31 protein-coding genes are annotated in these 25,611 nt (G+C 38.1%); 17 read left to right on the plus strand and 14 right to left on the minus strand.

The features are described from left to right. Positions 1 to 31: 31 nt before the first annotated feature. From MKZ18_RS02505 to MKZ18_RS02515, 3 genes are all read right to left on the minus strand, one after another. Complete coding sequence (locus tag MKZ18_RS02505) at positions 32 to 1,411, minus strand: sensor histidine kinase (RefSeq protein ID WP_144594211.1); 1,380 nt, start codon at positions 1,409 to 1,411, stop codon at positions 32 to 34. Next, positions 1,408 to 2,085 carry a response regulator transcription factor gene (locus MKZ18_RS02510; RefSeq protein ID WP_341344488.1) on the minus strand — a complete coding sequence of 226 codons (678 nt, stop codon included), beginning with the start codon at positions 2,083 to 2,085 and terminating at the stop codon, positions 1,408 to 1,410. The genes MKZ18_RS02505 and MKZ18_RS02510 overlap by 4 nt, the downstream gene beginning before the upstream one ends. 189 nt (positions 2,086 to 2,274) lie before the next feature. Then, positions 2,275 to 2,706 carry a hypothetical protein gene (locus MKZ18_RS02515; RefSeq protein ID WP_076512903.1) on the minus strand — a complete coding sequence of 144 codons (432 nt, stop codon included), beginning with the start codon at positions 2,704 to 2,706 and terminating at the stop codon, positions 2,275 to 2,277. A 155-nt stretch (positions 2,707 to 2,861) separates the two neighbouring features. Between MKZ18_RS02515 and MKZ18_RS02520 the strand changes: the two genes are divergently transcribed. Together MKZ18_RS02520 and MKZ18_RS02525 are read left to right on the plus strand one after the other, a co-directional pair. Continuing rightward, on the plus strand, positions 2,862 to 3,533 hold the full coding sequence (locus MKZ18_RS02520) for an NAD(P)H-dependent oxidoreductase (protein ID WP_025909885.1): 672 nt from the start codon (positions 2,862 to 2,864) through the stop codon (positions 3,531 to 3,533). A 317-nt stretch (positions 3,534 to 3,850) separates the two neighbouring features. Further along, positions 3,851 to 4,474, plus strand: a complete 624-nt coding sequence (locus MKZ18_RS02525) for a LysE family translocator (RefSeq protein ID WP_144594209.1) — start codon at positions 3,851 to 3,853, stop codon at positions 4,472 to 4,474. Positions 4,475 to 4,597: 123 nt separating this feature from the next. Here MKZ18_RS02525 and MKZ18_RS02530 read toward each other — a convergent pair whose 3' ends face one another. Beyond that, positions 4,598 to 5,029 (minus strand): YfmQ family protein, encoded by a 432-nt coding sequence (locus MKZ18_RS02530; protein WP_025909887.1) that lies wholly within the window; start codon positions 5,027 to 5,029, stop codon positions 4,598 to 4,600. A gap of 241 nt (positions 5,030 to 5,270) precedes the next feature. Between MKZ18_RS02530 and MKZ18_RS02535 the strand changes: the two genes are divergently transcribed. After that, entirely contained in the window at positions 5,271 to 5,900 is a 630-nt protein-coding gene (locus MKZ18_RS02535; protein ID WP_076512905.1) for a nitroreductase family protein, read from the plus strand. A gap of 50 nt (positions 5,901 to 5,950) precedes the next feature. Here the strand turns inward: MKZ18_RS02535 and MKZ18_RS02540 are convergent, their stop codons facing one another. Continuing rightward, positions 5,951 to 6,244 (minus strand): methyl-accepting chemotaxis protein, encoded by a 294-nt coding sequence (locus MKZ18_RS02540; RefSeq protein WP_144594207.1) that lies wholly within the window; start codon positions 6,242 to 6,244, stop codon positions 5,951 to 5,953. After that, positions 6,196 to 6,351: a hypothetical protein gene (locus MKZ18_RS02545; RefSeq protein WP_186317483.1), complete on the minus strand. Its 156-nt coding sequence runs from the start codon at positions 6,349 to 6,351 to the stop codon at positions 6,196 to 6,198. The genes MKZ18_RS02540 and MKZ18_RS02545 overlap by 49 nt, the downstream gene beginning before the upstream one ends. A gap of 160 nt (positions 6,352 to 6,511) precedes the next feature. Between MKZ18_RS02545 and MKZ18_RS02550 the strand changes: the two genes are divergently transcribed. From MKZ18_RS02550 to MKZ18_RS02560, 3 genes are all read left to right on the plus strand, one after another. Beyond that, a complete protein-coding gene (locus MKZ18_RS02550; protein WP_076512906.1) occupies positions 6,512 to 7,120 on the plus strand; it encodes a methyltransferase in 609 nt (202 codons plus the stop codon). Between the two features lie 429 nt (positions 7,121 to 7,549). Continuing rightward, positions 7,550 to 9,064 carry a glycine betaine uptake BCCT transporter gene (locus MKZ18_RS02555; protein ID WP_076512907.1) on the plus strand — a complete coding sequence of 505 codons (1,515 nt, stop codon included), beginning with the start codon at positions 7,550 to 7,552 and terminating at the stop codon, positions 9,062 to 9,064. A 196-nt stretch (positions 9,065 to 9,260) separates the two neighbouring features. Next, complete coding sequence (locus MKZ18_RS02560) at positions 9,261 to 12,050, plus strand: dynamin family protein (protein WP_076512908.1); 2,790 nt, start codon at positions 9,261 to 9,263, stop codon at positions 12,048 to 12,050. 711 nt (positions 12,051 to 12,761) lie between these two features. On the opposite strand, the gene MKZ18_RS02565 is transcribed toward MKZ18_RS02560, so the two are convergent. From MKZ18_RS02565 to MKZ18_RS02580, 4 genes are all read right to left on the minus strand, one after another. Next, a complete protein-coding gene (locus tag MKZ18_RS02565) occupies positions 12,762 to 12,890 on the minus strand; it encodes a YfhE family protein (protein ID WP_076512909.1) in 129 nt (42 codons plus the stop codon). 111 nt (positions 12,891 to 13,001) lie between these two features. Then, positions 13,002 to 13,562 carry a GNAT family N-acetyltransferase gene (locus tag MKZ18_RS02570; protein WP_340842943.1) on the minus strand — a complete coding sequence of 187 codons (561 nt, stop codon included), beginning with the start codon at positions 13,560 to 13,562 and terminating at the stop codon, positions 13,002 to 13,004. Between the two features lie 252 nt (positions 13,563 to 13,814). Further along, entirely contained in the window at positions 13,815 to 14,942 is a 1,128-nt protein-coding gene (locus MKZ18_RS02575) for an amidohydrolase (protein ID WP_061786520.1), read from the minus strand. A 33-nt stretch (positions 14,943 to 14,975) separates the two neighbouring features. After that, entirely contained in the window at positions 14,976 to 15,878 is a 903-nt protein-coding gene (locus MKZ18_RS02580) for a TIGR01777 family oxidoreductase (protein WP_025909525.1), read from the minus strand. Positions 15,879 to 16,116: 238 nt separating this feature from the next. Here MKZ18_RS02580 and MKZ18_RS02585 point away from each other — a divergent pair, with 238 nt between their 5' ends. The 4 genes from MKZ18_RS02585 (at position 16,117) to recX (ending at position 18,813) form a co-directional block, all read left to right on the plus strand. Beyond that, positions 16,117 to 17,106 carry a LacI family DNA-binding transcriptional regulator gene (locus tag MKZ18_RS02585; RefSeq protein WP_340842942.1) on the plus strand — a complete coding sequence of 330 codons (990 nt, stop codon included), beginning with the start codon at positions 16,117 to 16,119 and terminating at the stop codon, positions 17,104 to 17,106. Positions 17,107 to 17,147: 41 nt separating this feature from the next. Then, a complete protein-coding gene (locus tag MKZ18_RS02590; RefSeq protein WP_235859260.1) occupies positions 17,148 to 17,528 on the plus strand; it encodes a carbohydrate ABC transporter permease in 381 nt (126 codons plus the stop codon). Continuing rightward, a complete protein-coding gene (locus MKZ18_RS02595; protein ID WP_061786518.1) occupies positions 17,525 to 17,920 on the plus strand; it encodes a family 1 glycosylhydrolase in 396 nt (131 codons plus the stop codon). The genes MKZ18_RS02590 and MKZ18_RS02595 overlap by 4 nt, the downstream gene beginning before the upstream one ends. An 83-nt stretch (positions 17,921 to 18,003) precedes the next feature. Further along, on the plus strand, positions 18,004 to 18,813 hold the full coding sequence (recX, locus tag MKZ18_RS02600; RefSeq protein ID WP_061786517.1) for a recombination regulator RecX: 810 nt from the start codon (positions 18,004 to 18,006) through the stop codon (positions 18,811 to 18,813). Positions 18,814 to 18,844: 31 nt separating this feature from the next. Here recX and MKZ18_RS02605 read toward each other — a convergent pair whose 3' ends face one another. Then, complete coding sequence (locus MKZ18_RS02605) at positions 18,845 to 19,504, minus strand: SDR family oxidoreductase (RefSeq protein WP_061786516.1); 660 nt, start codon at positions 19,502 to 19,504, stop codon at positions 18,845 to 18,847. An 81-nt stretch (positions 19,505 to 19,585) separates the two neighbouring features. Here MKZ18_RS02605 and MKZ18_RS02610 point away from each other — a divergent pair, with 81 nt between their 5' ends. After that, positions 19,586 to 19,906, plus strand: a complete 321-nt coding sequence (locus MKZ18_RS02610; RefSeq protein WP_025909531.1) for a YfhH family protein — start codon at positions 19,586 to 19,588, stop codon at positions 19,904 to 19,906. Between the two features lie 44 nt (positions 19,907 to 19,950). Here MKZ18_RS02610 and MKZ18_RS02615 read toward each other — a convergent pair whose 3' ends face one another. Continuing rightward, complete coding sequence (locus tag MKZ18_RS02615; protein WP_025909532.1) at positions 19,951 to 20,109, minus strand: small, acid-soluble spore protein K; 159 nt, start codon at positions 20,107 to 20,109, stop codon at positions 19,951 to 19,953. A 136-nt stretch (positions 20,110 to 20,245) separates the two neighbouring features. Between MKZ18_RS02615 and MKZ18_RS02620 the strand changes: the two genes are divergently transcribed. Continuing rightward, complete coding sequence (locus MKZ18_RS02620) at positions 20,246 to 20,515, plus strand: YfhJ family protein (RefSeq protein ID WP_025909533.1); 270 nt, start codon at positions 20,246 to 20,248, stop codon at positions 20,513 to 20,515. Between the two features lie 57 nt (positions 20,516 to 20,572). Here MKZ18_RS02620 and MKZ18_RS02625 read toward each other — a convergent pair whose 3' ends face one another. Next, entirely contained in the window at positions 20,573 to 21,553 is a 981-nt protein-coding gene (locus tag MKZ18_RS02625) for a metal-dependent hydrolase (RefSeq protein WP_061786169.1), read from the minus strand. Between the two features lie 139 nt (positions 21,554 to 21,692). Here MKZ18_RS02625 and mutY point away from each other — a divergent pair, with 139 nt between their 5' ends. Further along, a complete protein-coding gene (mutY, locus tag MKZ18_RS02630) occupies positions 21,693 to 22,787 on the plus strand; it encodes an A/G-specific adenine glycosylase (RefSeq protein ID WP_076512914.1) in 1,095 nt (364 codons plus the stop codon). A 43-nt stretch (positions 22,788 to 22,830) separates the two neighbouring features. On the opposite strand, the gene MKZ18_RS02635 is transcribed toward mutY, so the two are convergent. After that, entirely contained in the window at positions 22,831 to 23,055 is a 225-nt protein-coding gene (locus MKZ18_RS02635) for a hypothetical protein (RefSeq protein WP_061786171.1), read from the minus strand. A 148-nt stretch (positions 23,056 to 23,203) separates the two neighbouring features. Here MKZ18_RS02635 and fabL point away from each other — a divergent pair, with 148 nt between their 5' ends. The 4 genes from fabL to ntdP all read left to right on the plus strand — a co-directional run bounded on the left by fabL (position 23,204) and on the right by ntdP (position 25,542). Next, positions 23,204 to 23,953: an enoyl-[acyl-carrier-protein] reductase FabL gene (gene fabL, locus MKZ18_RS02640; protein ID WP_025909537.1), complete on the plus strand. Its 750-nt coding sequence runs from the start codon at positions 23,204 to 23,206 to the stop codon at positions 23,951 to 23,953. Positions 23,954 to 24,025: 72 nt separating this feature from the next. Next, positions 24,026 to 24,202 carry a gamma-type small acid-soluble spore protein gene (locus MKZ18_RS02645; protein WP_078990317.1) on the plus strand — a complete coding sequence of 59 codons (177 nt, stop codon included), beginning with the start codon at positions 24,026 to 24,028 and terminating at the stop codon, positions 24,200 to 24,202. Between the two features lie 241 nt (positions 24,203 to 24,443). Then, positions 24,444 to 24,704, plus strand: a complete 261-nt coding sequence (locus MKZ18_RS02650; RefSeq protein ID WP_025909538.1) for a YgaB family protein — start codon at positions 24,444 to 24,446, stop codon at positions 24,702 to 24,704. A 304-nt stretch (positions 24,705 to 25,008) separates the two neighbouring features. Beyond that, positions 25,009 to 25,542, plus strand: a complete 534-nt coding sequence (gene ntdP / locus MKZ18_RS02655; RefSeq protein ID WP_025909539.1) for a nucleoside tri-diphosphate phosphatase — start codon at positions 25,009 to 25,011, stop codon at positions 25,540 to 25,542. The last annotated feature ends 69 nt before the right edge of the window (positions 25,543 to 25,611 follow it).

Below are 25,611 nucleotides of genomic sequence, written 5' to 3' on the forward strand. Positions count from 1 at the left end.
TGAAAAAAGCCCCATCCATCAGGATGTAGCTTTAGGAAATAGGAAGTTTAATTTGAAATAATGTGCCTTCACCTTCTTGACTGTCTACCTTAATTTCGCCGTTATGAAGCTTTATGATTGTTGAAACGATTGAAAGACCAAGTCCCGTTCCTTCGACCGTTTGTGAACGAGCGGTATCAGCACGATAAAAGCGATCAAAGATACGCTTTTGCTGTGAAGTACTTAGACCGATTCCTGTGTCCTGGAACGAGACTACTAAATAGTCATGCGCAACTTTTATTGAAACATCAATCGTTCCACCAGGCTTATTGTATTTCATCGCATTGGTTAACAGGTTATCCCAGACGGTGCTCAGCAGTGAGGGATCTCCCGTGATTGTAATATCTGGAAGGGAGTAGGTAATCATCAAGTCCCGTTCCCTAATTGCCCACTGGTGCGTTTTAATTAGGTTCTCAATCTGTTTTCCGACATGAAAACGCTGTGCCTTCATCATGTCTTCGTTTCGATCAAGAGAAGCGAGAAGTAACAGCTGTTTGGTTAAAATTGATAATCGATTAATCTCACTGTTAATGACAGAAATATATTGAACTTTTTCCTCGCTTGTTAGACTGTCTTGTTCTAAAAGGCCGGTATATCCTTTAATACTAGACAGCGGAGATTGAATGTCATGAGAGATGTTCGAAATAAATTCTTTTCGCATATCATCTAGCTGTTCTAACTTTTGAGCCATTTGCAAAAAGCTTTTTGACAGTTCACCAAGCTCATCGTTTCGCTTCGTTTGAAGCTTAGGATGGAAATTTCCAGCAGCTAATGCTTTTGTTGCTGCCGTTAGGCTCGAAATGGGCTTTACCAAATAGTTCGTGCTAAATAAGACAAGAACGATGCTAAGTAAAATAGTGAGCGCAAGTAGCCATGCTAGCAATAGGTGCATTTCATTGAACAAAAGCTTGATGTCTGGTCGTAAAAAGAGGGCATATGACTTGCTGTTATGCGTAATTGGAACACCGATTGTATTGGTAAGCTCATTTGCAAAAAATCCGGTTACAAACGTTTGCTTGGGGAACTGGCGCATTCCATGATAGATCTCACCGTTTAAAACCTGTGCTTTGACTTCATTTTTTAATGCTGTATCTCGAAATGCTGCTCCAAAAAAACGTTCGGTGTCGCCAGCGTCAACGAGATAAATTTGATACCCTACTTCAGCGATATTCTCAAGGTAATCACTCAATTGAATGTGTGGGTTTTCATTGATAAATTCAGCGATATCAAGAGCAATTTCCGTATTCTTTGCGTCGTTTGAAGGCTTTAATTTTTGCTGATAGTACAGGTTCGAACCTAAAAAAGCCAACACGCTGCTAAGGAGCATGATACTAGCGGTAATGATAACAAATTTGCTATAAAGAGACTTCATCGTTTCGTCTCCAATGAGTAGCCAACTCCGCGAACCGTTTTAATATGAAAGTCTTCTGTTAGGTTTGTAAAACGCTCGCGCAGCCGTTTAACGTGAACGTCTACCGTTCTGGCATCACCTTCATAGTCAAGGCCCCATATGTGTTCAATCAGGTTTTCTCTGGAAAAAACACGCATGGAATTAGAAGCGAGAAAGGCCAGTAGCTCAAATTCTCTCAGCGGTAGAAGAAGCGTTTTCGTTCCAACTTTGACTTCGTAGCTTCTTTTATTAATGATCGTTTGGCCCAGCTTAATAACAGACGCATCATCTTCTTTTGCATATCTTCTTAAAAGTGCTTGAACGCGAAACAGCAGCTCTTTTGGTTCAAAAGGCTTTACAAGATAATCATCTGTTCCGGCGGCAAAGCCTTCTTCTTTATCTTCAATTTGGCTCTTTGCAGTGAGCAAAATAACGGGAAGGTCATATAAGCGACGAATCTCTTTTGTCAGAGTGTAGCCATCTATAAAAGGCATCATTACATCAACGACGGCTAGAGCAATGTCTTCTTCCTGTAGTCTTTCGAGCGCTTCGCTTCCGTGCTTTGTTTGTATTACATCATAGCCAGCTTGTGATAGGTGAATAGTTACAAGCTGGAGAATATGTAAATCATCATCGACAAGTAGAATCTTTTTCATATAAGCTCCTCGTTTTCTTTAAGAAATCTTTTCTTTTAAACATACCGCTGGTGAAAAGAATTTTCAAATGATGAAAAAAGCCATAACCTAAATTGTTATGACCCAAATCATGAGAGCTGCTACGTTAATAGGGAGGCTGAATGTTAAAAAGAGAAGAAAATACCTTTTTGGCTCATCGCTAAGTTTCTCTTAATAAACGACTCCATATTGACGAGATGCACAACTATGACATGTTTGTTCATCAAATCGATGCTCTTGACTCACTAAGTCTTTACAAAATTGACATCTTGCATATTCGCTTTTTCGTTTTTCGATAGTTTGAATCAAAAGCTTAGTTATTTTTTCGCAGAGTTGAACATGTGATAAAAGTTCGACTTCTTTCCAATAGAGAATATGAATTTGGTGGATAGCTCGCTCAGAAGCAGGGATTGGCCCATCCCATTGTACAGTTTCATATCCGAATGATAATCCTTCGTTCATGGTACGCATATAGACCTGAGGTTGATCAGCAAATTCTTCTAGTGTTAAGTAAAAAGTTTGGTTTTTTATAATAGCATTGTTTTTTGATAACGGTGTATTGTTACATAGTGAAGAAACCCATTCTTTCACTTTTATTCTCATGTTACTTTATCTCCTTCTCATTCTGCTTTACCTTATTATACAAAGGAAATATGGAATAGTTAATCTTTTTGTAAAAAGCTAAATAGTTGTATTCTGCAATGAAATTCATTACCATGACACATAGAAATTGATGAGAGAAGAAAGGTGGATATGTCATGAGCAACGAAGCAAAAAAACAAGAAATTCTAGATGCGTTTCATTTCCGTCACGCAACGAAAGAGTTTGATCCAACAAAGAAAGTGTCAGAAGCGGATTTCCGTTTTATTATGGAAACTGGACGCTTATCTCCAAGTTCATTAGGTTATGAGGCATGGAAGTTTTTGGTGATTGAGAACGAAGACTTAAAACGTCGCTTGAAAGAAGTTTCATGGGGAGCGCAAGGACAACTGCCAACAGCAAGTCATTTTGTTATCATTCTAGCGCGTACAGACGCACGCTATGATTCAGAGTACGCAATGAATCATCAAAAAACAGTTAAAGAAATGCCAGAAGATGTGTTAGAGTCTGTTTTACCAAGATTCAGAGCGTTCCAAGAAGAAGATGCTCGCTTATTTGAAAGCGACCGTGCACTGTTTGACTGGGCAAGTAAGCAAACGTATATCGCACTTGGTAATATGATGACAGCAGCAGCGCAAATCGGCGTTGATTCTTGTCCAATTGAAGGCTTTAATTATGAAAAAACGCATGAGCTTTTAAAAGAAGAAGGACTTCTTGAGGATGGTCAATACGATATCTCTGTTATGGTTGCATTTGGTTATCGCGTTGAAGATCCAAAGCGTGAAAAAACAAGAAGAGACTTTGACGAAGTAGTGCAGTGGATAAAGTAAAAGAAATAAATCATAGTAAAAAGCAGTTTCTATTATAAGATGCTGCTTTTTTTGTATGAATATATGTTAAAATATAGAAAAACAGAGGGTGATGGATCATTAAAAGATTAACAAATATTCAAAGGCTATCTATTATTTCTTCTTTCATACTTGTTGTAGGAGCATCACTTGTGTTTTCAGAGTCATATTTTAATAATAAAGAGCTGAATACGTTAACGAACTCGTGTTTTAATAGCGGTGGAATGCCCGCTGTTGAGGTGGGAACACTCAATAAAGTTCTTTCGTTTGAATGCAAATAATACATAGGAGTTTTGATTATGGATTTCTTAATTTGGTTGTCATTTTTAGGAGCAGCTCTATTGCTTACGATTATGCCAGGGCCAGATAACCTATTTGTGCTTGCTCAAAGTATCTCTAATGGGAAAAATGCGGGTATTGCCACGGCATTTGGTTTATGTACAGGTCTGATTGTTCATATTTTAGCTACTGTTTTAGGCGTGAGCGCACTTTTATATCAATCATCTTTAGCTTTTTCTATCATTAAATATGCGGGAGCTGCGTATTTAATGTACTTAGCTTATAAAGCATTTACAGCAAAAAGCTCTCCTTTAGAAGTACAGAAGACTCAACAAGTGAGTTATGATGCACTCTATAAAAAAGGAATTATCATGAATATTTTAAACCCGAAGGTATCCTTGTTTTTTCTAGCATTTTTACCGCAGTTTGTTACTGCTAGCGGTGGAAGCGCAGCGTTTCAAATGCTGGTATATGGCATCACATTTCTAGTTCAGGCGCTCTTTGTCTTTACGGTAATCAGTTTATTTGCAGGTAAAGTGGGAACCGTCTTACGTAAACGACCAGCAATTTCACAAAAAGTAAACTTGATTGAAGGCTCTTTGTTTACACTGATTGGGTTGAGAATTGCCCTGAGTGAGAAGTGAGAGGAAAAGTAAGTGTTTAAAGAGCGTGATACGTTTAACTGCACGCATTTTGGAAGAACAAGATGTACGCTTTATCATAATTTAATATCATAAAAAAACAAGGTGAATTTTCACCTTGTTTTTTTATGATACGTGCATATTTGTTTGAAACTCGTCTGAAAGCATGCGGTACGCGAGTACTTTCTTTTTGGATTTCTTCACCACATCTACATGATCGCTGTAGCCGTATATAAGCAGTTCAAAGGTATGTTTGCCGTTTACACTGTGAATAATAATGGGAGTTTTGTTTCGCTCAAGGTTAAGGTAGTGAGTACGATTCCCATCGTGTACATAGTATTGATCTAGAAACGTCGCTTTGTTAAAGGCTTCAATAATTTGTGCTTTTTCTTCACCTTCAATGGTGCTTCCATTTCTTTTCACAATAGCTGAATCAATGGATAAGGTAGGGTGTAGCTTGAACTTACCGTGAAGCCATTCTACGACTGTGTTAGGTAGGCACGTAATTAAAAGTTTAAGAGCGCTGACAACAACAATAACAATAACTGTCCAGAACATCTTAGGTCATCTCCAATAATTAAAAATAAGAATGCATTCTTTATTTTAACACGGAATGAATGTACAAGTTTGGTCTATTATGTGACGGTTTTTATCAGAAAATATTTTTTATTTATTTCGAAAGGCTAATTATTTTACAAAATAAGAAAATGAGAGTAAGGTAATAGACATTGCATTAATAAAAGTAGATAACTTTAAGTAAGTAGTTATATAAAAATAACAATAAAAGGAGAGATTTAACATGCAAACAACAAATGACTTTAATAAAATTTTAAAAGAGCGTCGCTCAATTAAACGTTACGATCCAACTGTAAAAATCAGCCGTGAGGAAATGGAAGAAATTCTAACCGTGGCAACAACTGCACCATCTTCAGTTAACATGCAGCCATGGCGCTTTTTAGTAATCGAAAGCGATGAAGCAAAAGCGCAGCTTGCAGAACTAGCTAAGTTCAATAGTACTCAAGTTGAAACATCTGCAGCCGTTATTGCTGTATTTGGAGATGTTCAAAACGTTGAATACTTCGATGAAATTTATGATAAAGCAGTAGAAGTAGGCTATATGCCACAAGACGTAAAAGACAATATTAAACAAGCATTTTCTTCATACTTTGAAACAATTTCAAACGAAGATATGAAGGATGTTGTCTTAATTGATGGTGGTCTTGTATCTATGCAAATTATGCTAGCAGCACGCGCGTATGGCTATGATACAAACCCAATTGGTGGCTATGAAAAAGAAAAAGTAACAGAAGTATTTGGAATGGACAAAGAGCGCCACGTACCAGTTATGCTTATTTCAATCGGTAAAGCAGTAGATGAAGGTCATCCATCAGTTCGTTTACCAATCAATCGCGTAGCTGAGTGGAAGTAATAATGAAAAGCCTGAGGTTAATTTTCAGGCTTTTTTAGTGTGAAAAGTTCTTATGCCTCTACCAGTTTTGTTAGCGCTTTAGTTTGTGTTTCCAAGTGCTTAGCAGCTTCATCAATTGAAGCAAATTTAGCGATTGCTTTCTCCATTTGCTCTCTACTTGATGTAAGTGCTTTTTCAGAAGTGTTTGTCGCGTTTAAAATGGTGTGTACAAAAGACGTTATTTCTTCTACTTTACTGTGAACTTCTTTTGTTGATTCGTTTGCTCGGGTAGCTAAGTTTCGCACTTCTTTTGCAACTACATCAAAGCCTTTTTCATGTTCACCAGCATGAGCTGCTTGACCCAAAGTACCTCTCCATTTAAGTCAAATTCAATCATCGCTAAAGATTTCTCTAACGCAGCGAGTACTGAATCTTGGTTTAACACCTGTGTGCTAGCATTTTTGTTTATCATTACTATTTGCTTCTTTTAAACAAATTCTCTTTATTATTTCGACTATTTTTACCCAAAATCAAGCTATTTGAAATAAAATTATTTGAAGTGAATAGAAATAGGTTTGAAAGAATGGGAAAGTAGGTATTAATGTATGGGGCAAACAAAAAGGAGTCTTAACATGACAGATCATTTTTATGACGAGCTGTTAAATATACAAACAAGTGGAAATCAACAAGGTTTTTACGATTCACTGCACTATCATCGCTATGAGCCTACACCATACAAAGGCCTTGATGAGCTATTTGCGAAGGTATCGCTGAGCTCTTCGGATCGAGTTGTCGACTTTGGGTGTGGAAAAGGGCGATTAAATTTTTACCTGCATTACCGCTATCAAGCATCTGTAGTTGGGATTGAAATGAATGAAGAATTTTACAAAGAAGCGCTTCTCAATAAGCGAAGTTATTTAAAGAAATATCACCATCGCCGAGCTGAATTGTCCTTTCACTGCTGCTTAGCAGAAGAGTATGAGATTGATATTCGAGATACTGTCTTTTATTTTTTTAATCCGTTTTCCATTCAAATTTTTATGAAAGTCGTTGGGAATATCTTAGATTCAGTAGGAAAAGCATATCGACCCGTAACAATTATTCTTTACTATAGCTCAGAGGACTATACTGATTTCTTAACGCGCCGCACGCCTTTTCAGCTAAAGGAAGAAATCGAGATTCAAGGTTTATCGCAACGAAATTCACTCGAAAGATTTTTAGTGTACGAGCTGAAGTATTAAGAGATGAACAGGTAAGGTGTAAAAGAATATCACTAAAAAACAGACAATTTTGTAGAGATATGTTACTATATACTGTGGCAATACACCAATCCCCCTTATTACCTAAAGAACGTAATGCTAAAAAGCATGCCCACGAAAGAAGCAAGAACAAATTTTTCACCATACAACCAGTTCCATAAATTCCAAGTCAACAAACCGTCCTGCATAAGTAGATCGCAGGTAGGTCTTGGTTGCTTAGTGTTACATGAGGAATATTAGCTAAGTAAAAATGATGTAGCTTAAGTACGTCTTAACGCAATCTTTAAGGGTTAGTTATTATTGCTTCATAAAAAAATATTGTTTTCTATTTGGTTTTGCATATTGTTTGTGTTCTCCAATTGAAGTAAAGCCCTCTGCGAATTTATCAAAGATGGGAGTTTTTAATTTCAAATGAAAAAAGTTTCAACAGTTTTTTATGTTTCTATTGCCATCATGGCATTATTAGTTATTTTTGGTGTGAGTGCACCCAAAACGCTTGAGAGCGTGACGGGAGCAATCCAAGGTTTTATTACAGATTCATTTGGTTGGTATTATTTAATTGTGGTGTCTTTGTTTGTATTAGTTTGTTTGTATTTATTAGTAAGTCCGATTGGTCGAATTAAACTCGGGAAACAGGAGGACAAGCCTGAGTTTTCACGCCCAACCTGGCTTGCCATGCTTTTTAGTGCAGGAATGGGAATCGGTCTTGTGTTTTGGGGCACAGCTGAGCCTATTAGCCATTATGCGATCAGCTCTCCAACAGGAGAAGTAGGGACAGACCAAGGTCTGCAAGACGCAATGCGCTTTACGTTCTTCCACTGGGGAATTCATGCTTGGGCTATCTATGGTATTGTTGCGATGTGTCTAGCATACTTTACGTTCCGAAAAGGAGAGCGTGGATTAATCAGCGCAACACTAAAGCCAATTTTAGGGAAATATGCAGATGGCGTACTTGGTAAAATTATTGACGTTATTGCAGTTATTGCCACTGTAATTGGTGTAGCCACAACGCTTGGGTTTGGTGCGGTTCAAATTAACGGTGGTTTGTCTTATCTTTTTGATGTGCCATCGAATATTGTGACGCAATTCATTATTATTCTTGTTGTAACAGTGTTATTTATTGTCTCAGCCTTAACGGGATTAGGAAAAGGAATTAAGATTTTAAGTAATGCAAACATGATTTTAGCCTTTGCTTTATTTACGTTAATGTTTATATTAGGCCCAACGCTATTTACGTTAAATATCTTTACAGATACGATTGGGAAGTATTTGCAAACATTAGTGAACATGAGCTTCCGTATTGCACCATTAAATGAAGAAGACCGTCAGTGGATTAACGGCTGGACAATTTTCTATTGGGCTTGGTGGATTGCGTGGTCACCGTTTGTTGGAATCTTTATCGCACGCGTATCAAAAGGTCGTACAATTCGTGAGTTCGTTATTTTTGTGTTAATGGTACCTTCTCTAATTGGTTTCCTTTGGTTCTCTGTATTCGGAGGATCTGCGTTAACGTTAGAGCGTGATGGTATTGCACAACTTTCAAAGCTGGCAACAGAAGAGTCTCTGTTTGGCGTTTTTGCAAATTATCCGCTAGCAACTCTTATGTCAATCTTAGCGATTATTCTTGTTGCTACATTCTTTATTACATCAGCAGATTCAGGTACGTTTGTGCTTGGAATGATGACAACAAATGGTTCACAAAACCCTGCAAACAGCGTTAAGTTGGTTTGGGGAATTACGCTAACAGTTATTGCGCTAGTGCTTTTATACTCTGGCGGACTTCAAGCGTTACAAAATACCATGATTATAGCAGCGCTACCGTTCTCTGTCGTAATGGCATTAATGACAGCTAGTTTATTAAAAGATTTAAACAAAGAAGCAAAAGCGCTTGGTATTGGTCAAATCAAAAAGAAAAAAACATCATAACTAGTAAAAAAGCATAGTGAATGATTATCACTATGCTTTTTTTTAAATTGTCAGGTTGATAGATTAATTAGGGAAAAGGTTGCGATTCAGCAATTGACATGCAAATGAAATTTTTCTTCCGGAGATTTCTGTTAAAATAATAGGAAGAGATCATTGAAAATGTTGAATTTCTATACATAGATGGAGGAATAGATGAATGACAATTGAAAGGCATTTAATTCAAAAGGAGTACTATGAAACCTTGCTTTCAGAAGAAAATTTATCTAATCCAATTATGGCGTTAGGTGAAGCGCTTTTGGAAGAACAAAAGCAAGAGGTTTATGAACTATCATTTATTCGTTTTTCACAAGGGGAAATTTATTTCCATAACAAAGACTTTGAAGCAGCTATTTATAAGTGGGAAAACGTAAATGGAGAGCTTGAGCTTTGGGCAAAGAAAAATATCGGAGATGCTTATTATGAGCTGGGACTGCTATCAATTGCCGAGGAGATGTATACCGCTATAGACTCGGAATCTAGCACGCTCACAGCGGAAGTTGGCTTAAAGCTATTTTCATTATATAAAGAACAGCAAAATTCCGAGCGCTCCTATGAAGTGATTAAGAACCTTGTATCATTTCAGCCTAGCTACCCGAACGTTACGCTGTTAGCAAGAGAGTTTTACGAAGAGCAGAGCGACTGGAAAAGTGCCGTAGAGCTAGCTGTGGACGAAGCGATTCGCACTGAGTCATTAAAGTGGTTTGATACATTAAAGAAATATGTAGATAAAGGCTATACAAAATCATTCGCACCTGATTATTTTTATCAGGTACTTATTACCTTCTATAAAGTTGATCAGCTACACTTTAAGCAGCTTGTCTGTGCACTTTGGAAGAGTTACGTTGGTCAAGATTCACACTTAGCGTGGGTTAAAACCATTAATAATATCTTTTTAAATGTAGAAGTAGGTCTATATGAATACTGGCAAGAAATCTCTCGCTTATATGAAGAGACGTACGTAGAGCTCATTAACGGTCAGTATACAATGCGTGACCTTCACGATGTTGTGCCACACTTGCTTGCTAACTGGCTAAAAGTTACGAGCCAAGCCCGCTCGTTATTTCCTTCAGCAGCTATTTTGGCATGGAATGAGCAGTTTACATCTTCGATTGCTTCACCTGCCTTACAAGAAGCAGAGCGTCTCATTTTTGAGTCATCAAGTGATATAGATGGCTTAACGTATTTTCTTGAGCTTGGTGAAAATATTACAAAATGGGGAAGGCACCATGGGCTTGAAGTTGGCTATAAGTTTAACTGGTTAGCTAGTTCATTTGCAGATTTAAAAACGAAATATGTTATGGTAGCGGGTGCGATGCAAAGCGATAAAGCCTCAATTGTTAATGCTGTATTAAACGAGCATATAGCAGGTGGAAATAACGTACCAATCCTAGTCTTCCATGATGAAGAATTTAAAGTGAATCAACGTTCGTCAAAAGAAATGAATACGAGTACAGAATGGCATTCTTTTAGTAAATTAAAAGAAGTAAGCGAAGCTGATACGTGCTTAGAAGTTCGAGTGCCAAATCGTTTTTTACAAGATCAACACTACGGTCTCATTGATATTCCAGGCTTTCACGGACAAATGGATGAAGCTGAGTATATGTTTGAGTATCTTCCTATTGCAGACGGACTACTATTTGTACTTGATGCAAATCAGCCGTTTACAGAAAAAGAGCGAAATATGTTGCTGCTTGTGAAGAAGCAAGCGCCAGAGCTTCCTATTCACTTCGTTTTAAATAAAGTGAATGCGCTAGAAGATGAGCGGGAAATGGAACGTTTTATCGAAGAAACGTCAGCTTATATTCACGCTGATTTTCCAGAAGCGAGCATTTTACCATATGCTTCGGTATATGAGCTGGATGAGAGAGGTAGCATAGCTCGATTTATGAAAGAAAACTTCCACTTCACTAGTCTACAAAATAACCGTGAACGTCGCATTAGCAGTTTATTAACGTTTATTCGCAAAACGCTTTCGGATTTATTAAAACAGCGTGCGGAGCAAGAGAGTGGATACGTACAAGCTATTCATTGGAATGAAGATATGCTTGTGCGTGTGAATGGCTTTATTAATACGCTAGAGGATAAAGAAAGCGAAGCGGTTCATGAGCTTGTAAACGTGTATCAAGGTATTAAAGATCAAATGAAGCAAGCGTTAACGAAAAATCTTCCTAAGCTTCTGCGTGAATGTTCTAGCATGCTAAATGAAGAGAGTGATTTCCGTCGAATCCACCTGGAATTAAACAAAAAGATGAACGAGAAAATTCAAGAGTATATTGAAAAAGACCTTTTACCAGAATTTCGAGCGTCCCTGCATGACTGGATGAAACAGTGCAACGACCACTTTACTGACATGCAATCTTATATTGAAGATATGGGCAATAGCTTTAATGAAATGTATGAAAAAGAGCGTTTTATGCTCCAGTGTGATTTTAAAGTACTGGATGATTGGAAACGTGATATTAACCGAATGACAACGCGCATGCAGTTAGAAGAAGAAAACATCTTTTTACGTGTGAATCCAGCGCAAATTCTTTTAAAAAGCGCAGGAAAGATTTTTGGCTCGTTCTCGCAAAATAAAACGATGCTTTATAATCAATATAAAAAATATATTGAAAATGAAGAGTATGAAGATGTTACGGCATCTGTGCTAAATAAGTTCTTTCTACAATTTGATTTGTTTGAGAAGTCTCTAGAAGTGGATATTCATCTCTTTTTTGAGCCACCTATTCAAGAGCTGCACGGAGCAGTTGAAGAGTCTCATGAAACAATTGAGCGCAGTAAGAATGCACTTAATGAGATGAAGGAAAGCCTGACGGTATATAGTGATCCACTTTCTGTATTCCAATTACGCCTTCGCCAATATGAAATTATGCTACAAGCAGAAGAAAGCGTGACGTATGAAGAAATTAAGTCAACAAGTGTTGATCACTCTGAGTCATATTCATAACAAAAAGGCAGGGAAACCTGTCTTTTTATTATGCAGTTCATAGTATTGTAAAAAAGTAAAAAAATAGTGATAGGAAAGGTGCGGAGCAGAAGAGTTATCCACAACAAGTTTTTAATGAAAGTGCATACAAAATAAGGATATTAACAGAGTTATACACATTATCAACAATAATTCTGAAAATTCCTATAAAATATTCACATTGTTATACCAGGTCATAGCGATTGTTAAATACAGTTATTAACGACTTATACACATTATCCACATACATGTTAGTAAGTTATGTGTATATCTTTTATTGTTTAGAAAGAGAGTTGAGCTAAGGAATTCCTTCTTACTGACCTAACTATTTATTATTGTTAAAAAATAACTGCATAACAAAAGAGTTTGGGACATAACAAAATGATTGCTTCTAAAAGACGAACACTAGCTGTTCCCATCTCTTTGATTTGTCTCCACACGTTCGTTCCATTGCGCTACGGTCACTCGCTTTCCGCGGGGAGGAACCTGAGCTTCCTCGCTGCGCTCTGCGGGATCTCAGTTTTCCCTCTCTTTCCCGCAGGAGTCGAGTGTCCTACGCTCCATTCCACCCTGTTTCCAACATTGTTTTCACAATCAACCAAAAAAACCTGAACGATTAAAAGTTATGAACTCTCAATCGTTCAGGTACAGTAGAGGCTGAACTACTTATGTCTCAGTCTATTTCCTAAGAGATTAATGTCTAGATTGCTTTTTAGTATAGCCGCCAGCTTGGTCTGCTAACTTAAATTCATGAGAATACGTTACTTCTTGTGCGCTTCTTAGTGTACTTTTCGTTTTTTCATGACGCTTTTTATCAGCCATTAAAATCCCTCCAAGTAGTTCATTTCTGTACTAAGTTTCACCAAGTTTGGCGTTTTTTAAACCAATAGGCAAACATAAAAAAAGAGCTATCCATGGAGATGGATTTGCTCTCTACGCTTCTTTTAACTGGTGGTCTTCATGAACTTCTTGCTCGTGACGCATGTAGTAAAGAGTATATAAATCCTTGGGGATTTCATATAAATCGTATACTTCTTCTTTTCGATTGATTTCATCGTATAAGCTTTTTCGCGTTTCGTTAGCAAGGACTGCATAAGGTAGCTTTTCAGCTGCTTTCAGTGAACGGATATTGACTTTTCGGATTCGCATAAATACGCGATCAATCTCTAGTTCGAAAAAGAGTTCGTTAAAGAATGCTTCTTTCGCGAGCTGATTATATCCTTTGCCGTGATAAGGTTTGCCTAACCAAGTACCCAAAAAGCCAGCTTGGTCTTCAATATCAAATAAGTTAATCGTGCCGATTGGGTTACCCCATTCATCAAGAATTGTACGCGAGATGACTTCCCCGTGCTCTTCTGCTTCCATTGTTTGCTTCGTCACGAACAAAAACTCTTCTTGAGAATACGCTTTATGACGAACAAAAGGGAAGACATCTGGATGCATCATTAGGTCATAAAGAGATTGACAGTCTTGTAGGTCACGTTTTTTTAACATAACTTTTCCCTCCTGAATGAGGGCATACAAAGGACCTTCAAGTCCCCACCCTCGAAATTTTTTAGTAGTAAAAAAAATTTCGGGGTGGGAATCGAACCCACTAGAACCAGTTACCTGGTGGCGCACCATTTGCCTTCCCATTACAAGTCAACGATTTCAAATGTTAACAAGTGATGTGTATAGATTTGTTTTTTTCATATGTTTCTGTACGTATCATACTAAAAAAATTTGAAATTGAAAATAGTTATTTTGTTAATTTTTTTTAAATAATATCTTTCCATTAATCATTGTTACTAAAGGTTTAGCCAGGTAGTGAAAAGGGTGGTAATTCCATAGTACTAAATCAGCGTCTTTATTACGTTCAATGCTGCCAACACGGTGATCAACCCGCAGGTTTCTGGCAGCTGCAATTGTAATACCTTCGAGTGCTTTTTGTTCATCTAAGCCTTCTCGTACAGCAATGGAAGCACAAATATTTAAATATTGAATCGGCGTGTAGGGGTGGTCAGTTGTAATGGACACTTCTACGCCTTGATTCCAAAGTGCTTGATAGGTTTCCCAGCTTTTATTTTTGAGCTCAATCTTTGATCGTCTTGTTAGCGTAGGTCCAACACAAACCTTTAAGTTTCTAGAAGCTAGCTCATGAGCAATCAAATGACCTTCGGTGCAGTGTTCAATACGGATATCTAAATTAAATTCATCCGCAAAACGTAAAGCAGATAAAATATCATCCGCGCGATGAGCGTGAATTCGAACAGGAATTTCACGTTGCAAAGCCTGCACAAGAGGCTTGATTCGTAAACTGTCGGTATTGTCACAATATTTTGCTTCATAGAACGCTTCGCGAAGCATCCCCATAATGCCCATGCGAGTGATGGATTCTTTGTTTCCATGACTGTGAATTCGCTTAGGGTTTTCACCAAGCGCAATTTTCAGACCAGCAGTTTCTTGGATGAGCATGTTTGAGATGTTGGTGCCAGTAGTTTTAATCACAGAAGTTGTACCGCCGATTACGTTTGCGCTTCCTGGCATAATATGAGCGGTTGTTATGCCGTGCTGAACAGCGTCTTTGAATGCAGAATCAAGTGGATGTACGCTATCCAATGCTCGAATATGTGGAGTGAGCGGCTCGATAGTTTCATTTGCATCATTACCAGCCCAACCCGTGCCTTCGTCATAGAGTCCAAGGTGTGTATGAACATCAATAAACCCAGGAAATAAGTATCGGTTTTTACAATCTACGACTTCCACTTGAAGAGGAGGCTGTAAGTTCGGCCCAACATCTTTAATTTTTCCATTAGCAACAAGTACGTCGCAGTTAGGTACTGCCCGTGATGTAATTGGATAAACTGTAGCGTTTTTAAATAGTGTCGCTTTCATAGCAAACTCCTTATCTGATACATTCATACACCGTTATAATAAGTCTTGTAATGCATTTTCTAATTTAGTATATGTAAAATGGTAGTTGTGTTGCATCATTTTTTCAGGAATTACGCGTTGTCCTTCTAAAATAATCATACTCATTTCGCCAAGCATAAGCTTCAGGCCAAAACTAGGGGCTGGAAGCCAGTGAGGACGGTGTAAAACTGCACCCACAGTTTGACCAAACTCTTTCATTTGGATAGGGGTAGGTGCTGTGACGTTAACAGGTCCTTGTACGTCTTGGTTCTCTATCGCAAACTGAATTATTCCCACAACGTCTTTAATGTGCACCCAAGAGAGCCATTGATTTCCTGAGCCAACTGTTCCTCCTGCAAAAAAACGATAAGGCAAGGCAATCATTGATAATGCGCCGCCTTCTTTTCCTAAAATAACGCCAAAGCGCGTAAATACAGTGCGAATTCCTAAATCTTTAGCTTTCGATGCCTCTTTTTCCCACATTTTAACCGTTTCAGCTAAAAAGTCATCACCAACGGATGGAGACGTTTCAGTGAAGGTATCGTGTTCCGATGTTCCGTAATAACCTACAGCGCTTGCGTTAATATAAGCAGAAGGTTTTCTTTCTAAGCTATCCATAATTCGAATGATTTCACGAGTAGAAGAAACTCGACTTTGGACAATCGCTTGTTTTCGTTCCTCTGTCCATCTACCGCTATTCAACGAAACGCCTGCTAGATTAATAAAGGCATCAGCCCTCTGAATAACATCTTCAGGCTTAGCATTTTCTTTTAGCCATTCTACATAGTGAAGGTTAGGATTGTGAGAGGGTTTATTAGCATTCCGTGTTAACACGTATACTTCATGCTGTTTTTTTAGTAAATCATGCACGAGTGCTTTTCCTACAAAACCCGTACCGCCAGCAATCACAACTTTCATTTTCATTCCTCCTTTTTGATAAGTACCACCTAATACTAGCTCTATTGTTTACCAAAACGATGGTTTCAATCATTGTTCTTATATTAGTACTTATAGTTATAAAACCCTTTTTTTATCGAAAAAAACATTTCTTTTTGTTAGATCATATAATGAAAATTTTAAAATAAGTATTGTCTATATAAAATGAATGCGTTATAACGACGCTATCGAAAGTGCTTTCGTAACAGAGGAGAAAACAATGGTTACAATTTATGATGTTGCAAAGAAAACGGGTTTTTCAAGTACAACTGTATCAAAAGCTTTAAATAACTATTCAGACGTTAGTGAAAAAATGAAGCAAGAAATTTTACGGGCCGCGGCTGAGATGGGCTATTTGCCTAACTCCAATGCTCAATCACTTTCTACAAAGAAGTCCCACATAATTGGCGTTGTGTTTGCTGAAGAAAACGGCGTTGGTATGAAGCATCCATTTTTTAACGCTGTGATTGAAAGTTTTAGGAAACATGCCGAGCGTGAAGGATACGATCTCATCTTTGCTTCGCGAAATTTACGCAATCGTGATGTTAGTTATTTGGAACATTTTATGTACCGAGGCGTAGACGGAGTTATTGTATTTTGTTCGCGTGCTGATGACTCTCAAATTCAAGATTTAATTAACAGCAAGCTTCCCATTGTTGTCATTGATATGATGGAAGCTCCGTGCAGTACGGTTTATTCTGATAATGTGGAAGGAGGAAAGCTAGCTGTTCAACATTTACATTCACTCGGTCATGAAAGAATTGCTCATATTGCAGGCAGTTTTATAAATGCTGTTGGAGAAGCGAGAGCAAAAGGGTACCAGAAGGGAATGCAAGAAATAGGCTTATCAATTCGAGACGGTTATCTTGTAGACGGTGGCTTCTTTTCAATTGAAGAAGGAAAGCTAGCAATGAATAAGCTTTTAGATTTAGAGGTTCAGCCAACCGCAGTATTTACAGCTGGTGACCATATGGAGATTGGTGCAATTGAAGCGATAAAAGAGCGAGGGCTTCGAGTGCCGGAAGATATCTCAATTATTGGATTTGATGATATTGACATGGTACAGTATATTACCCCGAAGTTGACAACGATTAGGCAAGATACGGATTTAATGGGAAATCAAGCTGCACAAATTTTAATTGAACAAATCACTCACAAGAAAAAAGTGATCTCATCCAACGTCATTCCAGTTGAGCTTGTCAGTCGATAAGGGCGTCGATTTACGAATTTGGTCATTCATTTATCGTCGTTATGGCTGGGGTTTCTGGTATTTCAAGAGATTACTACGAAGCTGCTCTAGTTGATGGAGCTAACCACTGGCAAACGTTTACGAAAATTACGCTGCCATTATTAAAGCCAATTTTACTGTATATCATGATTACGTCTCTTATTGGCGGCCTGCAGTTATTTGATTTACCAATGTTGTTAACGGATGGCGTTGGTTCTCCAGACGGAGCTTTAAATACGATGGTGCTATATCTCTATATAACCAAGCATTTAAATACAACAACTACGGCTACGCATCAGCAGTTGCCTACGGATTATTTATCATTACCGTTATTTTCTCTATTTTTGTCTTCAAAGGAATGTACGGTAACCAAAATAAAAAGGAAAAGCAGGTGTAAACAATGATAGAACGACCTGTGGTGAATAAAAGTAAGCAAAGTCAATCGTTAGAGACTAAGGTTTCGATTAAAACACCCGGATCTGGAAAGGCAAAAGCAATCAAGCTGTTTATTTACGCAGCGTTTGATGATATTGTTGAAAATGGCCGCGTTCATGATGCAGGTCGTGTAGAGTACGTGGAGCAACATTTACAGGCTGTACATGAACTCAATGAAGAAGGAATGGGTATTGAAGGCTATTATTTATGGTCATTAATGGATAACTTTGAGTGGAGCTTTGGTTACGATAAACGCTTTGGAATCCTCTATGTAGATTTTGATTCTCAAGAGCGAATTTGGAAAGATAGTGCATATCGATATGCGGAAATTATTAAAAGCAACCGTAGCATCTTAATTTAAAAGCAACGGATACGTTCTTCTTGGTTCAGTGTGATATGATGAGCCAAGAAGAATTTTTTTGTTGAATTGGATGAGGTGAAAAAATGACGGTTATTACGAAAATTACAACGCAAAAGAATAGCGCAGAGAGATTTAATGTTTATATAGATCAAGGAAAAGGCGAAGAATTTGCTTTTGGTGTTGATGCCAATGTTCTCATTCAGTATGACTTGAAAAAAGGACGAGTGTTGGATGAGTTTGAACTAGCGGAAATTCAATTTGCAGATGAGGAAAAAAAAGCTTATAACTTAGCGGTAACCTATCTCTCATATCGAATGCGCTCTGAAAAAGAAGTAAGAGATTATTTAAAGAAAAAAGAAGTAGGAGATATGATTGTTCAGCAGGTGATTCAAAGGTTAGATTCTCACAGGTATTTAAATGATGAAGAGTTTGCCAAAGCCTACGTGCTTACGCAGGTTAACACTACGTCAAAAGGGCCGAGCGTTATTAAACGAGAGCTTCAAGAAAAAGGGATTAAACCAGACATCGTTCAGTCTACGCTTGAACATTTCTCAAAAGAAGAGCAAATTGAAACAGTAATGAAGCTCATTGCAAAGTTAAAGGGAAAATATAAAAAGTACTCAGAAATCGTCATGAAGCAAAAGATTGAGCAGTTTTTAGTGAACAAAGGTTATTCTTTTAGCATTATTAACGAAGCCATGCAGCACGTGGATGTTGAAAAAAATAGTGATGAAGAATGGCAAGCTCTTACACAACAAGGCATGAAGGCTCATAGGAAATACGCGAAGTATAGCGGCTGGGAGTATGAGCAAAAAATGAAGCAGAACCTCTATCGAAAAGGCTTTTCAATTGATCAAATTGAAGCGTTTATTTCATCCTTGGAAGAAGAATAAAGCCTTGCTGTCAGCAAGGCTTTTGTGTATGTTACATCATAATGTCTTTCTTTGTCATACGCTGGTTGAAAATAATGCTAGCTACTTCACTTGGATGCTTTAAGCGGCTTTTATCCGCGATATGATCGCTGTTGTCCCAAAAAGGCGTATCCATTCCGCCCATATAAGCAGCAGTGCATGAAACAGAAGTGTGCTCACATTCTACTTTTAAACTTTCAACAAATCCTCTGAGCGCAAATTTACTTGCGACATAAACGGATTCGTTTTTCTTTCCGCGCAGCCCAGCAGTTGAGATGATGGTTAAGATAGAGGCTTGCTCACGTGTTTGTAGATGAGGTAGCAGGGCTTGTGTGAGGTAAATTGTTCCTTTAACATTGGTATCAATGACCTCATCAATCATCTCTTTTGTGTAGCTTGTAAGTGGTCCAAAATGTCCCATACCTGCGTTGTTAACTAAAACGTCAACGGAGTGAAAAGACAAAAGATTATCCATTTTTTGTGTAAGCTCTTGGTAATTAGTCAAGTCCGCTGAAACGGTGGCAATGCAGCTTGTACCTAACTCTTCTTGTGTTTTATTCAGTCTTTCTTCATTTCTGCCTAATAAAATGACTTGATCGCCATTTTGTACATATAGCTTAGCAAGCTCGTTGCCAAGACCCGTTGCTCCGCCCGTAATTAATATTGTTTTCATGTAAGCGCCTCCTTATATTGCTCTCCTTTTAGTTATACCTTTTGTTATAATAAAAAGAAAGGAACAAAAGGGGGAAACATCGTGTCAGACAAAAGGTATAGTGAAATGAGTACGTATGAGATTCAGCAAGAGATTAGCGTGCTAAATGATAAAGCACGAAAAGCTGAGCAATTAGGGATGATTAACGAGTATGCCGTATTAGAAAGAAAAATTGTGATGGCTAAGTCGTACTTGTTGGATCCATCTTCATACAAACCTGGTGAAGTATATGAAATTGAAGGAGCTCCAGGTCAATATTTTAAAATTGATTACATGAATGGAGTGTTTGCTTGGGGGTTTCGTTTAGGAACCTCTGAGAAAGAAGAAGCACTACCAATCTCAATGCTTAAGAGCGATTCATAAAACAAAGCACGAATTGACGGCGATCAATTCGTGCTTTTATTTTGTTAGCCGTCTGTACGTTGGTTAGATGCGTGCATACGCTCCTGTGGGTTTGTGTTAATTGTTCCATCAGCGCGTTTTGAAGCGAATTCAGCTTTAGCGCGTGGCTCACCTTCTAGTTTGTTGTTTGATTGATTTGGAAAGTTTTTTTCTTTATTACGCATTCAAGACTGCCCCTTTTACAAAAGAATTTGTTGTGTGTATGATATAGTAAGTCAGGGAAAGCTATACTCCCCTTGACTTAGTGTAAGTCGAAACCAATCGTTTACTCATGAATAATTTGGTAATAGAGGTGTTTATATGGAAGATATTTTTGAAAGACTCACAAATCAATTACTTGCAAAAAATGATACACTTTCTTATGCACAAGCAAGAACGTGGGTGGAGCTATTTTGGGAAGATTTCGAGTCAACGTATGCAAAAGCAGGCTATGAATACAAGGGAAAAGAAGCTGCAGAGCAAGTTGTAAAAATGTACATTAACCACTATGGGGATAAGCTTCATGAAGTGGCGGTCAAAAACCCAAAATATAAGCACTTATTAAATAACGATGATTATTTAAAGCATTAATTTACAAATGAAAAGCCCCCTGGCTCTAGCTTAGGGGGCTTTAGGTGCTCAAATCGCTTAGTGAGGAAGATAGTCGAGCTTTTTACGAAGCTTTTTCTCACTAAAAATCCATCCTGTATACGAACAAATAATATTCAAATCATAATCAAGCTGAACCACTGCTACAAACGGGTAATAATCTTTGCTACGATAGCGAAGGTCAATGAAGCGAACTTCAATATGATCGCTGTATTCATCAACTTCCCAACGATAAATTGGGGAAAAAGATAAGAATGCAGCCAGGTTTTCATCACGTTTAGCAACATCAATTATGTCAGACTCAGGAATAGGAATCTTTTTAAATGTATCGTAAATAAAGATTTTCTGGCCAACTGCGCGCCCAACGTGGAAGTTTTCTTTGGTTGTGATGGCTAGGTGCCAGTGTGTAAAGCGAATCGTTGGTGAAATATTCATTTTTACCACGTCCGGAAACTTCTGGCGTATTTTCTTTGCAATTTGGTGTCTCATGTAAAAGCGCCATACATAGTACAAAGCAATAATACTGTACATGGTAATAAAGGTTGGGCCAGGACTCATTCCTAAGAACCAAATTAAGATGGCAACAACATGGACAGCAAAGATAAAGTAGTCAAATGTATTAATAACACCGAGCGCAATCCATTTATCAGTAAATGGCCTTAAGGCTTGTGTGCCGTAAGCATTAAACACATCAACAAAAACGTGAATGATAACGGCAGCAAAAGTCCAAATCCATAAGTGGAATAAATTAGCGTTTGGAAAAAACAGCGAAACAATTACAATAATAAGCAAGGGCCAAAGCGCCACTGCTGGAATTGAATGCGTGATTCCGCGATGATTTCGAATGTAGTGAGCATTATTTTTAAGTTTTAAAATCGTATCTAAATCAGGTGCTAATGAACCGGCAATAACGCCAATCATTACGGCTTCTGTGGTGACACTGCTTGCCGCGACAACAGGATCTAAAGTAGCAAGTGCACCGATGGCGATTCCCATTGCAATATGTGTACCAGTATCCATTAAAGCAACCTCCTTATTTGCTTAACCTTACTTTTCAGATAGAAGCAAGTGTGTTTAGAGTATAACATGAATAGAAACAGAACAATATTTCAATACCAATACATTGTATATATATAGCTCATACCTCGGAGGATATAACGTGAAACAAAGTAAAGATATTGTCAAAGATTTTCAAATAGAACAATTTCAGCACGATCTTATCTCATGGTTTGAGACAGAACAGCGCATTTTACCATGGCGACAAGATCAAGATCCCTATAAAGTATGGGTTTCTGAAATTATGCTACAACAAACGCGAGTTGATACAGTCATTCCATACTTTAATAATTTTATTGAGAAATTCCCAACGATTGTAGACTTAGCCTATGCGCCTGAAGACGACGTATTAAAAGCATGGGAAGGGCTAGGCTATTATTCACGAGCGCGAAATTTACAAGCAGCTGTTCGCGAAGTGCACGAACAATACGGTGGCAAAGTTCCCCACACGCCAGATGAAATCTCAAAGTTAAAAGGAGTAGGACCATATACGACTGGAGCCATCCTTAGTATTGCATACGGGGTACCTCAGCCAGCTGTTGATGGGAACGTCATGCGAGTATTGTCCCGTATTTTATCAATTTGGGACGATATTGCAAAGCCAAAGACTCGCAAGGTTTTTGAAGAGGTTGTTCATGAAATCATTTCAAAAGACAGCCCGTCGTTTTTTAATCAAGGCCTAATGGAATTAGGCGCCATTGTATGTACCCCAACTTCTCCATCCTGTCTTCTGTGCCCTGTGCGTGAGCATTGTCGAGCGTTTGAGCAGGGTGTTCAGCAGGAGTTACCGGTTAAGTCAAAGAAAAAACCACCAAGAGCTGTTCAAATCGCAGCGGCTGTTGTTACAGATGAACAAGGTAATTTCCTCATTCACAAGCGTCCCAATAAAGGTTTACTTGCAAACCTGTGGGAATTTCCAAATGTAGAAGTGGATCTTACAATTGGGACAGAGCAAACTCAGCTTACATCCTTTGTTGAAGCCGATTATGATACAGAAGTGGTGCTAGACCCTCCTTTTACAGTCATTCAGCACGTGTTCTCCCACATTGTGTGGAACATTAACGTGTATAAAGGGGTACTCACGGGCAATATTGCTAACCGAGATGATTTAAAGTTAGTATCGGTTAAAGAAATAGAAGAATATGCGTTTCCGGTGTCTCATCAAAAAATTCTAAAGGAATACCATAAAATTACTTAATGAAAAGAGACTGTGGTTGTTCACAGTCTCTTTGTTGTTGTGTTTAATCATATATTACGTTGGTGGAGTGCGTGTAATCAGCTTCATTTCGATGCAGACCGCCACGATTTTCAATTTCTTCTATAATTTGACGATGAATACCTTGGCCTTCAGTATTTAAATAAGGCATGATTTGCTGGAGGGAATGATGAAAATATGCGAGCTCATTATCTCGCCATTCGGTCTTTGCCATCATTGATAATTCAGTCATATCACGACCTACGTACATGCTTCATCACCTTCTTATCATTAATTAAGCCTCATTCTTGCATCGTAAGCAAATGAATCTAGGCAGACTTATTTTTTCATCTCCCCTTGTTTCTTATACAGAAATATAAGTACAATATGAACAGAACGATACATAAGGAGTAGATAATATGGAACAAAAAGTAGCACTTGTAACGGGAAGCAGTCGTGGAATTGGAAAAGAAATTGCACTAAGACTTGCAAAGGACGGATACAATATCGTCCTCAACTATGCGCGTAGCAAAAGTGCAGCATTAGAAGTAGCAGAAGAAGTAAAAGCACTCGGACGTGAAGTGCTGGTTGTAAAAGCAAACGTCGGTAAGGTCGAAAAAATCAAAGAGATGTTTGAGCAAATTGACGAAGCTTTCGGGCGCTTGGATGTATTTATTAGCAATGCAGCATCTGGTGTTTTACGTCCTGTAATGGAGCTTGAAGAAACACACTGGGACTGGACAATGGATATTAACAGCAAAGGTTATTTATTCTGTGCGCAAGAAGCGGCAAAAAGAATGGAAAAAGTCGGGGGCGGCAAAATTGTAACCATCAGTTCACTGGGCTCGATTCGCTATTTAGAAAACTATACAACGGTAGGAGTTTCAAAAGCAGCCGTTGAAGCATTAACTCGCTATCTTGCGGTAGAGTTAGCTCCGAAAAACATCATTGTGAATGCTGTATCTGGAGGAGCCGTTGATACCGAAGCGTTAAAGCATTTCCCGAATCGCAATGAGCTGTTAGACGATGCGCGTCAACATACGCCAACAGGTCGAATGGTTGAGCCAAATGATATGGTAGATGCGGTTCAATTTTTAGTGTCGGATAAAGCCAATATGATTTGTGGTCAAACGCTTATCGTAGATGGCGGACGTTCTTTACTGATGTAATAAGCTAAAATAAAAAAGAGTGTATATCGCCGTAATCACCTGGACATATTAATTTTTGTGGAGGTGATTACAATGGCAAAACAACCAAACAAAACAAACGCGCAACATGTAAAGCAACAAAACGCACAAGCTGCAAACAACCAATACGGTGCAGAATTTGCTAGCGAAACAGATGTGCAACAAGTGAAGCAACAAAACGCACAAGCTGAAGCAAAGAAAAACCAAAACTCTGGTAAATACCAAGGTTAATGGTAAAAGCGAAGCCAAGATTCTTATGAAGGATCATGGCTTTGCTTTTTAATTTGACAAAAGCTCTCGAAACTTTACATATCTCGTCAAAGGAATTAAAGGTGAAAGAACAGAATGTTAAAAGTGGACTTATACCCAAGAGCGTTCTGATTTCAATTTCAACAGATTCTGCTTTATAAATGTGTTACCTACCTGAAATGAAAGAAGTGAACGAGCTGTTTACTAGAAGGAGGAGTAAGACATGGAGCAATTTACAAAATTAGTGTCTCAACAATTAGAAACGATGGACCAACTTTTGTTTTTACAATCAGAAATTGAACGCTGTCAACAAATTGAAGAAGAGCTTATTAAACTACAGGCAGAAGCAAAGCTGGATTGTATCCGCGGAGAAATTAGCGTGATGAAGCAAAGGCTAAAAGAAATTCAGCAAACTTTTGAGGTACAAACAGAAGAGATTATCTCTTCATACAAAAAGGATTCCCACTATCCGGTATCTCGTTAAAGGAAAGCTGCACCTCTCTTTTTAAAGGATGTTTCCTTGCTAAAAAGAGAGGTGCAGCTTTTTTATTCAAGAAGAACCACATCACATTTGTTTTAAAATAGAAGAGAAACCGTTATAATAAATAGGAGAGGACAATGTATATACGAAAGAAGGTCACTGTTTAGAAAGCAGATATGTTACCGCTTTGATAAAAAGCATCGATGGTTTTAACTAAAAGAAGTAATGACATATAAGACTAGGCTGTGACTACTTAAAAGCGTACGTGAGGTAATTGTGATAGTCAAAATGAAAGTAGGGAGTGGAGATGGGATTTCCAATGGAAGGAGAAACAATTCAAATACACAGTTATAAGCACGATGGCAAGCTTCATCGTGTGTGGGATCAGACGACGGTTTTAAAATCGACAAGTAGCCTGATGATTGGAGGAAACGATCGCACGGTCGTAACAGAATCAGACGGTAGAACGTGGATTACAAGAGAGCCAGCCATCTGTTATTTCCATTCGCAATATTGGTTTAACGTGATTGGTATGATTCGTGAAGATGGTATTTATTATTATTGCAATATTAGTTCACCATTTACACATGACCAAGAAGCGCTGAAGTACATTGATTATGATTTAGATATTAAAGTATACCCAGATATGACCTATACGCTTCTAGATGAAGATGAGTACGAAAAACATCGTCAAGAAATGAACTACCCAGAAGCGGTAGACCGTATTTTACATACTCATGTTGAGCATTTGAAAACCTGGATTCGCCAACGTAAAGGACCGTTTGCACCAGAATTTATCGATACGTGGTATGAGCGTTTTTTAACATATCGACATGCATAAGCGCACGGATATAAGCGTCATTATAGGATCTAGAAATTTGACCTATATGATGCTTTTTTATGTTGAGTA

This window comes from Priestia sp. FSL W8-0001, from assembly GCF_038050335.1.
Classification (GTDB): domain Bacteria; phylum Bacillota; class Bacilli; order Bacillales; family Bacillaceae_H; genus Priestia; species Priestia flexa.

Bases quoted from the DNA above. Each gene is read 5' to 3' on its own strand.
- MKZ18_RS02650 (WP_025909538.1), top strand. From the start codon at position 24,444: ATGGAGCAATTTACAAAATTAGTGTCTCAACAATTAGAAACGATGGAC.
- MKZ18_RS02535 (WP_076512905.1), top strand. From the start codon at position 5,271: ATGCAAACAACAAATGACTTTAATAAAATTTTAAAAGAGCGTCGCTCA.
- MKZ18_RS02560 (WP_076512908.1), top strand. From the start codon at position 9,261: ATGACAATTGAAAGGCATTTAATTCAAAAGGAGTACTATGAAACCTTG.
- MKZ18_RS02545 (WP_186317483.1), bottom strand. From the start codon at position 6,351: ATGATAAACAAAAATGCTAGCACACAGGTGTTAAACCAAGATTCAGTA.
- MKZ18_RS02530 (WP_025909887.1), bottom strand. From the start codon at position 5,029: ATGTTCTGGACAGTTATTGTTATTGTTGTTGTCAGCGCTCTTAAACTT.
- MKZ18_RS02625 (WP_061786169.1), bottom strand. From the start codon at position 21,553: ATGGATACTGGTACACATATTGCAATGGGAATCGCCATCGGTGCACTT.
- MKZ18_RS02605 (WP_061786516.1), bottom strand. From the start codon at position 19,504: ATGAAAACAATATTAATTACGGGCGGAGCAACGGGTCTTGGCAACGAG.
- MKZ18_RS02590 (WP_235859260.1), top strand. From the start codon at position 17,148: ATGGCTGGGGTTTCTGGTATTTCAAGAGATTACTACGAAGCTGCTCTA.
- MKZ18_RS02525 (WP_144594209.1), top strand. From the start codon at position 3,851: ATGGATTTCTTAATTTGGTTGTCATTTTTAGGAGCAGCTCTATTGCTT.
- MKZ18_RS02645 (WP_078990317.1), top strand. From the start codon at position 24,026: ATGGCAAAACAACCAAACAAAACAAACGCGCAACATGTAAAGCAACAA.
- MKZ18_RS02505 (WP_144594211.1), bottom strand. From the start codon at position 1,411: ATGAAGTCTCTTTATAGCAAATTTGTTATCATTACCGCTAGTATCATG.
- recX (WP_061786517.1), top strand. From the start codon at position 18,004: ATGACGGTTATTACGAAAATTACAACGCAAAAGAATAGCGCAGAGAGA.
- MKZ18_RS02515 (WP_076512903.1), bottom strand. From the start codon at position 2,706: ATGAGAATAAAAGTGAAAGAATGGGTTTCTTCACTATGTAACAATACA.
- ntdP (WP_025909539.1), top strand. From the start codon at position 25,009: ATGGGATTTCCAATGGAAGGAGAAACAATTCAAATACACAGTTATAAG.
- MKZ18_RS02510 (WP_341344488.1), bottom strand. From the start codon at position 2,085: ATGAAAAAGATTCTACTTGTCGATGATGATTTACATATTCTCCAGCTT.
- fabL (WP_025909537.1), top strand. From the start codon at position 23,204: ATGGAACAAAAAGTAGCACTTGTAACGGGAAGCAGTCGTGGAATTGGA.
- MKZ18_RS02620 (WP_025909533.1), top strand. From the start codon at position 20,246: ATGGAAGATATTTTTGAAAGACTCACAAATCAATTACTTGCAAAAAAT.
- MKZ18_RS02555 (WP_076512907.1), top strand. From the start codon at position 7,550: ATGAAAAAAGTTTCAACAGTTTTTTATGTTTCTATTGCCATCATGGCA.
- MKZ18_RS02595 (WP_061786518.1), top strand. From the start codon at position 17,525: ATGATAGAACGACCTGTGGTGAATAAAAGTAAGCAAAGTCAATCGTTA.
- MKZ18_RS02570 (WP_340842943.1), bottom strand. From the start codon at position 13,562: ATGTTAAAAAAACGTGACCTACAAGACTGTCAATCTCTTTATGACCTA.
- MKZ18_RS02550 (WP_076512906.1), top strand. From the start codon at position 6,512: ATGACAGATCATTTTTATGACGAGCTGTTAAATATACAAACAAGTGGA.
- MKZ18_RS02585 (WP_340842942.1), top strand. From the start codon at position 16,117: ATGGTTACAATTTATGATGTTGCAAAGAAAACGGGTTTTTCAAGTACA.
- MKZ18_RS02520 (WP_025909885.1), top strand. From the start codon at position 2,862: ATGAGCAACGAAGCAAAAAAACAAGAAATTCTAGATGCGTTTCATTTC.
- MKZ18_RS02635 (WP_061786171.1), bottom strand. From the start codon at position 23,055: ATGTACGTAGGTCGTGATATGACTGAATTATCAATGATGGCAAAGACC.
- MKZ18_RS02575 (WP_061786520.1), bottom strand. From the start codon at position 14,942: ATGAAAGCGACACTATTTAAAAACGCTACAGTTTATCCAATTACATCA.
- MKZ18_RS02580 (WP_025909525.1), bottom strand. From the start codon at position 15,878: ATGAAAGTTGTGATTGCTGGCGGTACGGGTTTTGTAGGAAAAGCACTC.
- MKZ18_RS02615 (WP_025909532.1), bottom strand. From the start codon at position 20,109: ATGCGTAATAAAGAAAAAAACTTTCCAAATCAATCAAACAACAAACTA.
- MKZ18_RS02565 (WP_076512909.1), bottom strand. From the start codon at position 12,890: ATGGCTGATAAAAAGCGTCATGAAAAAACGAAAAGTACACTAAGAAGC.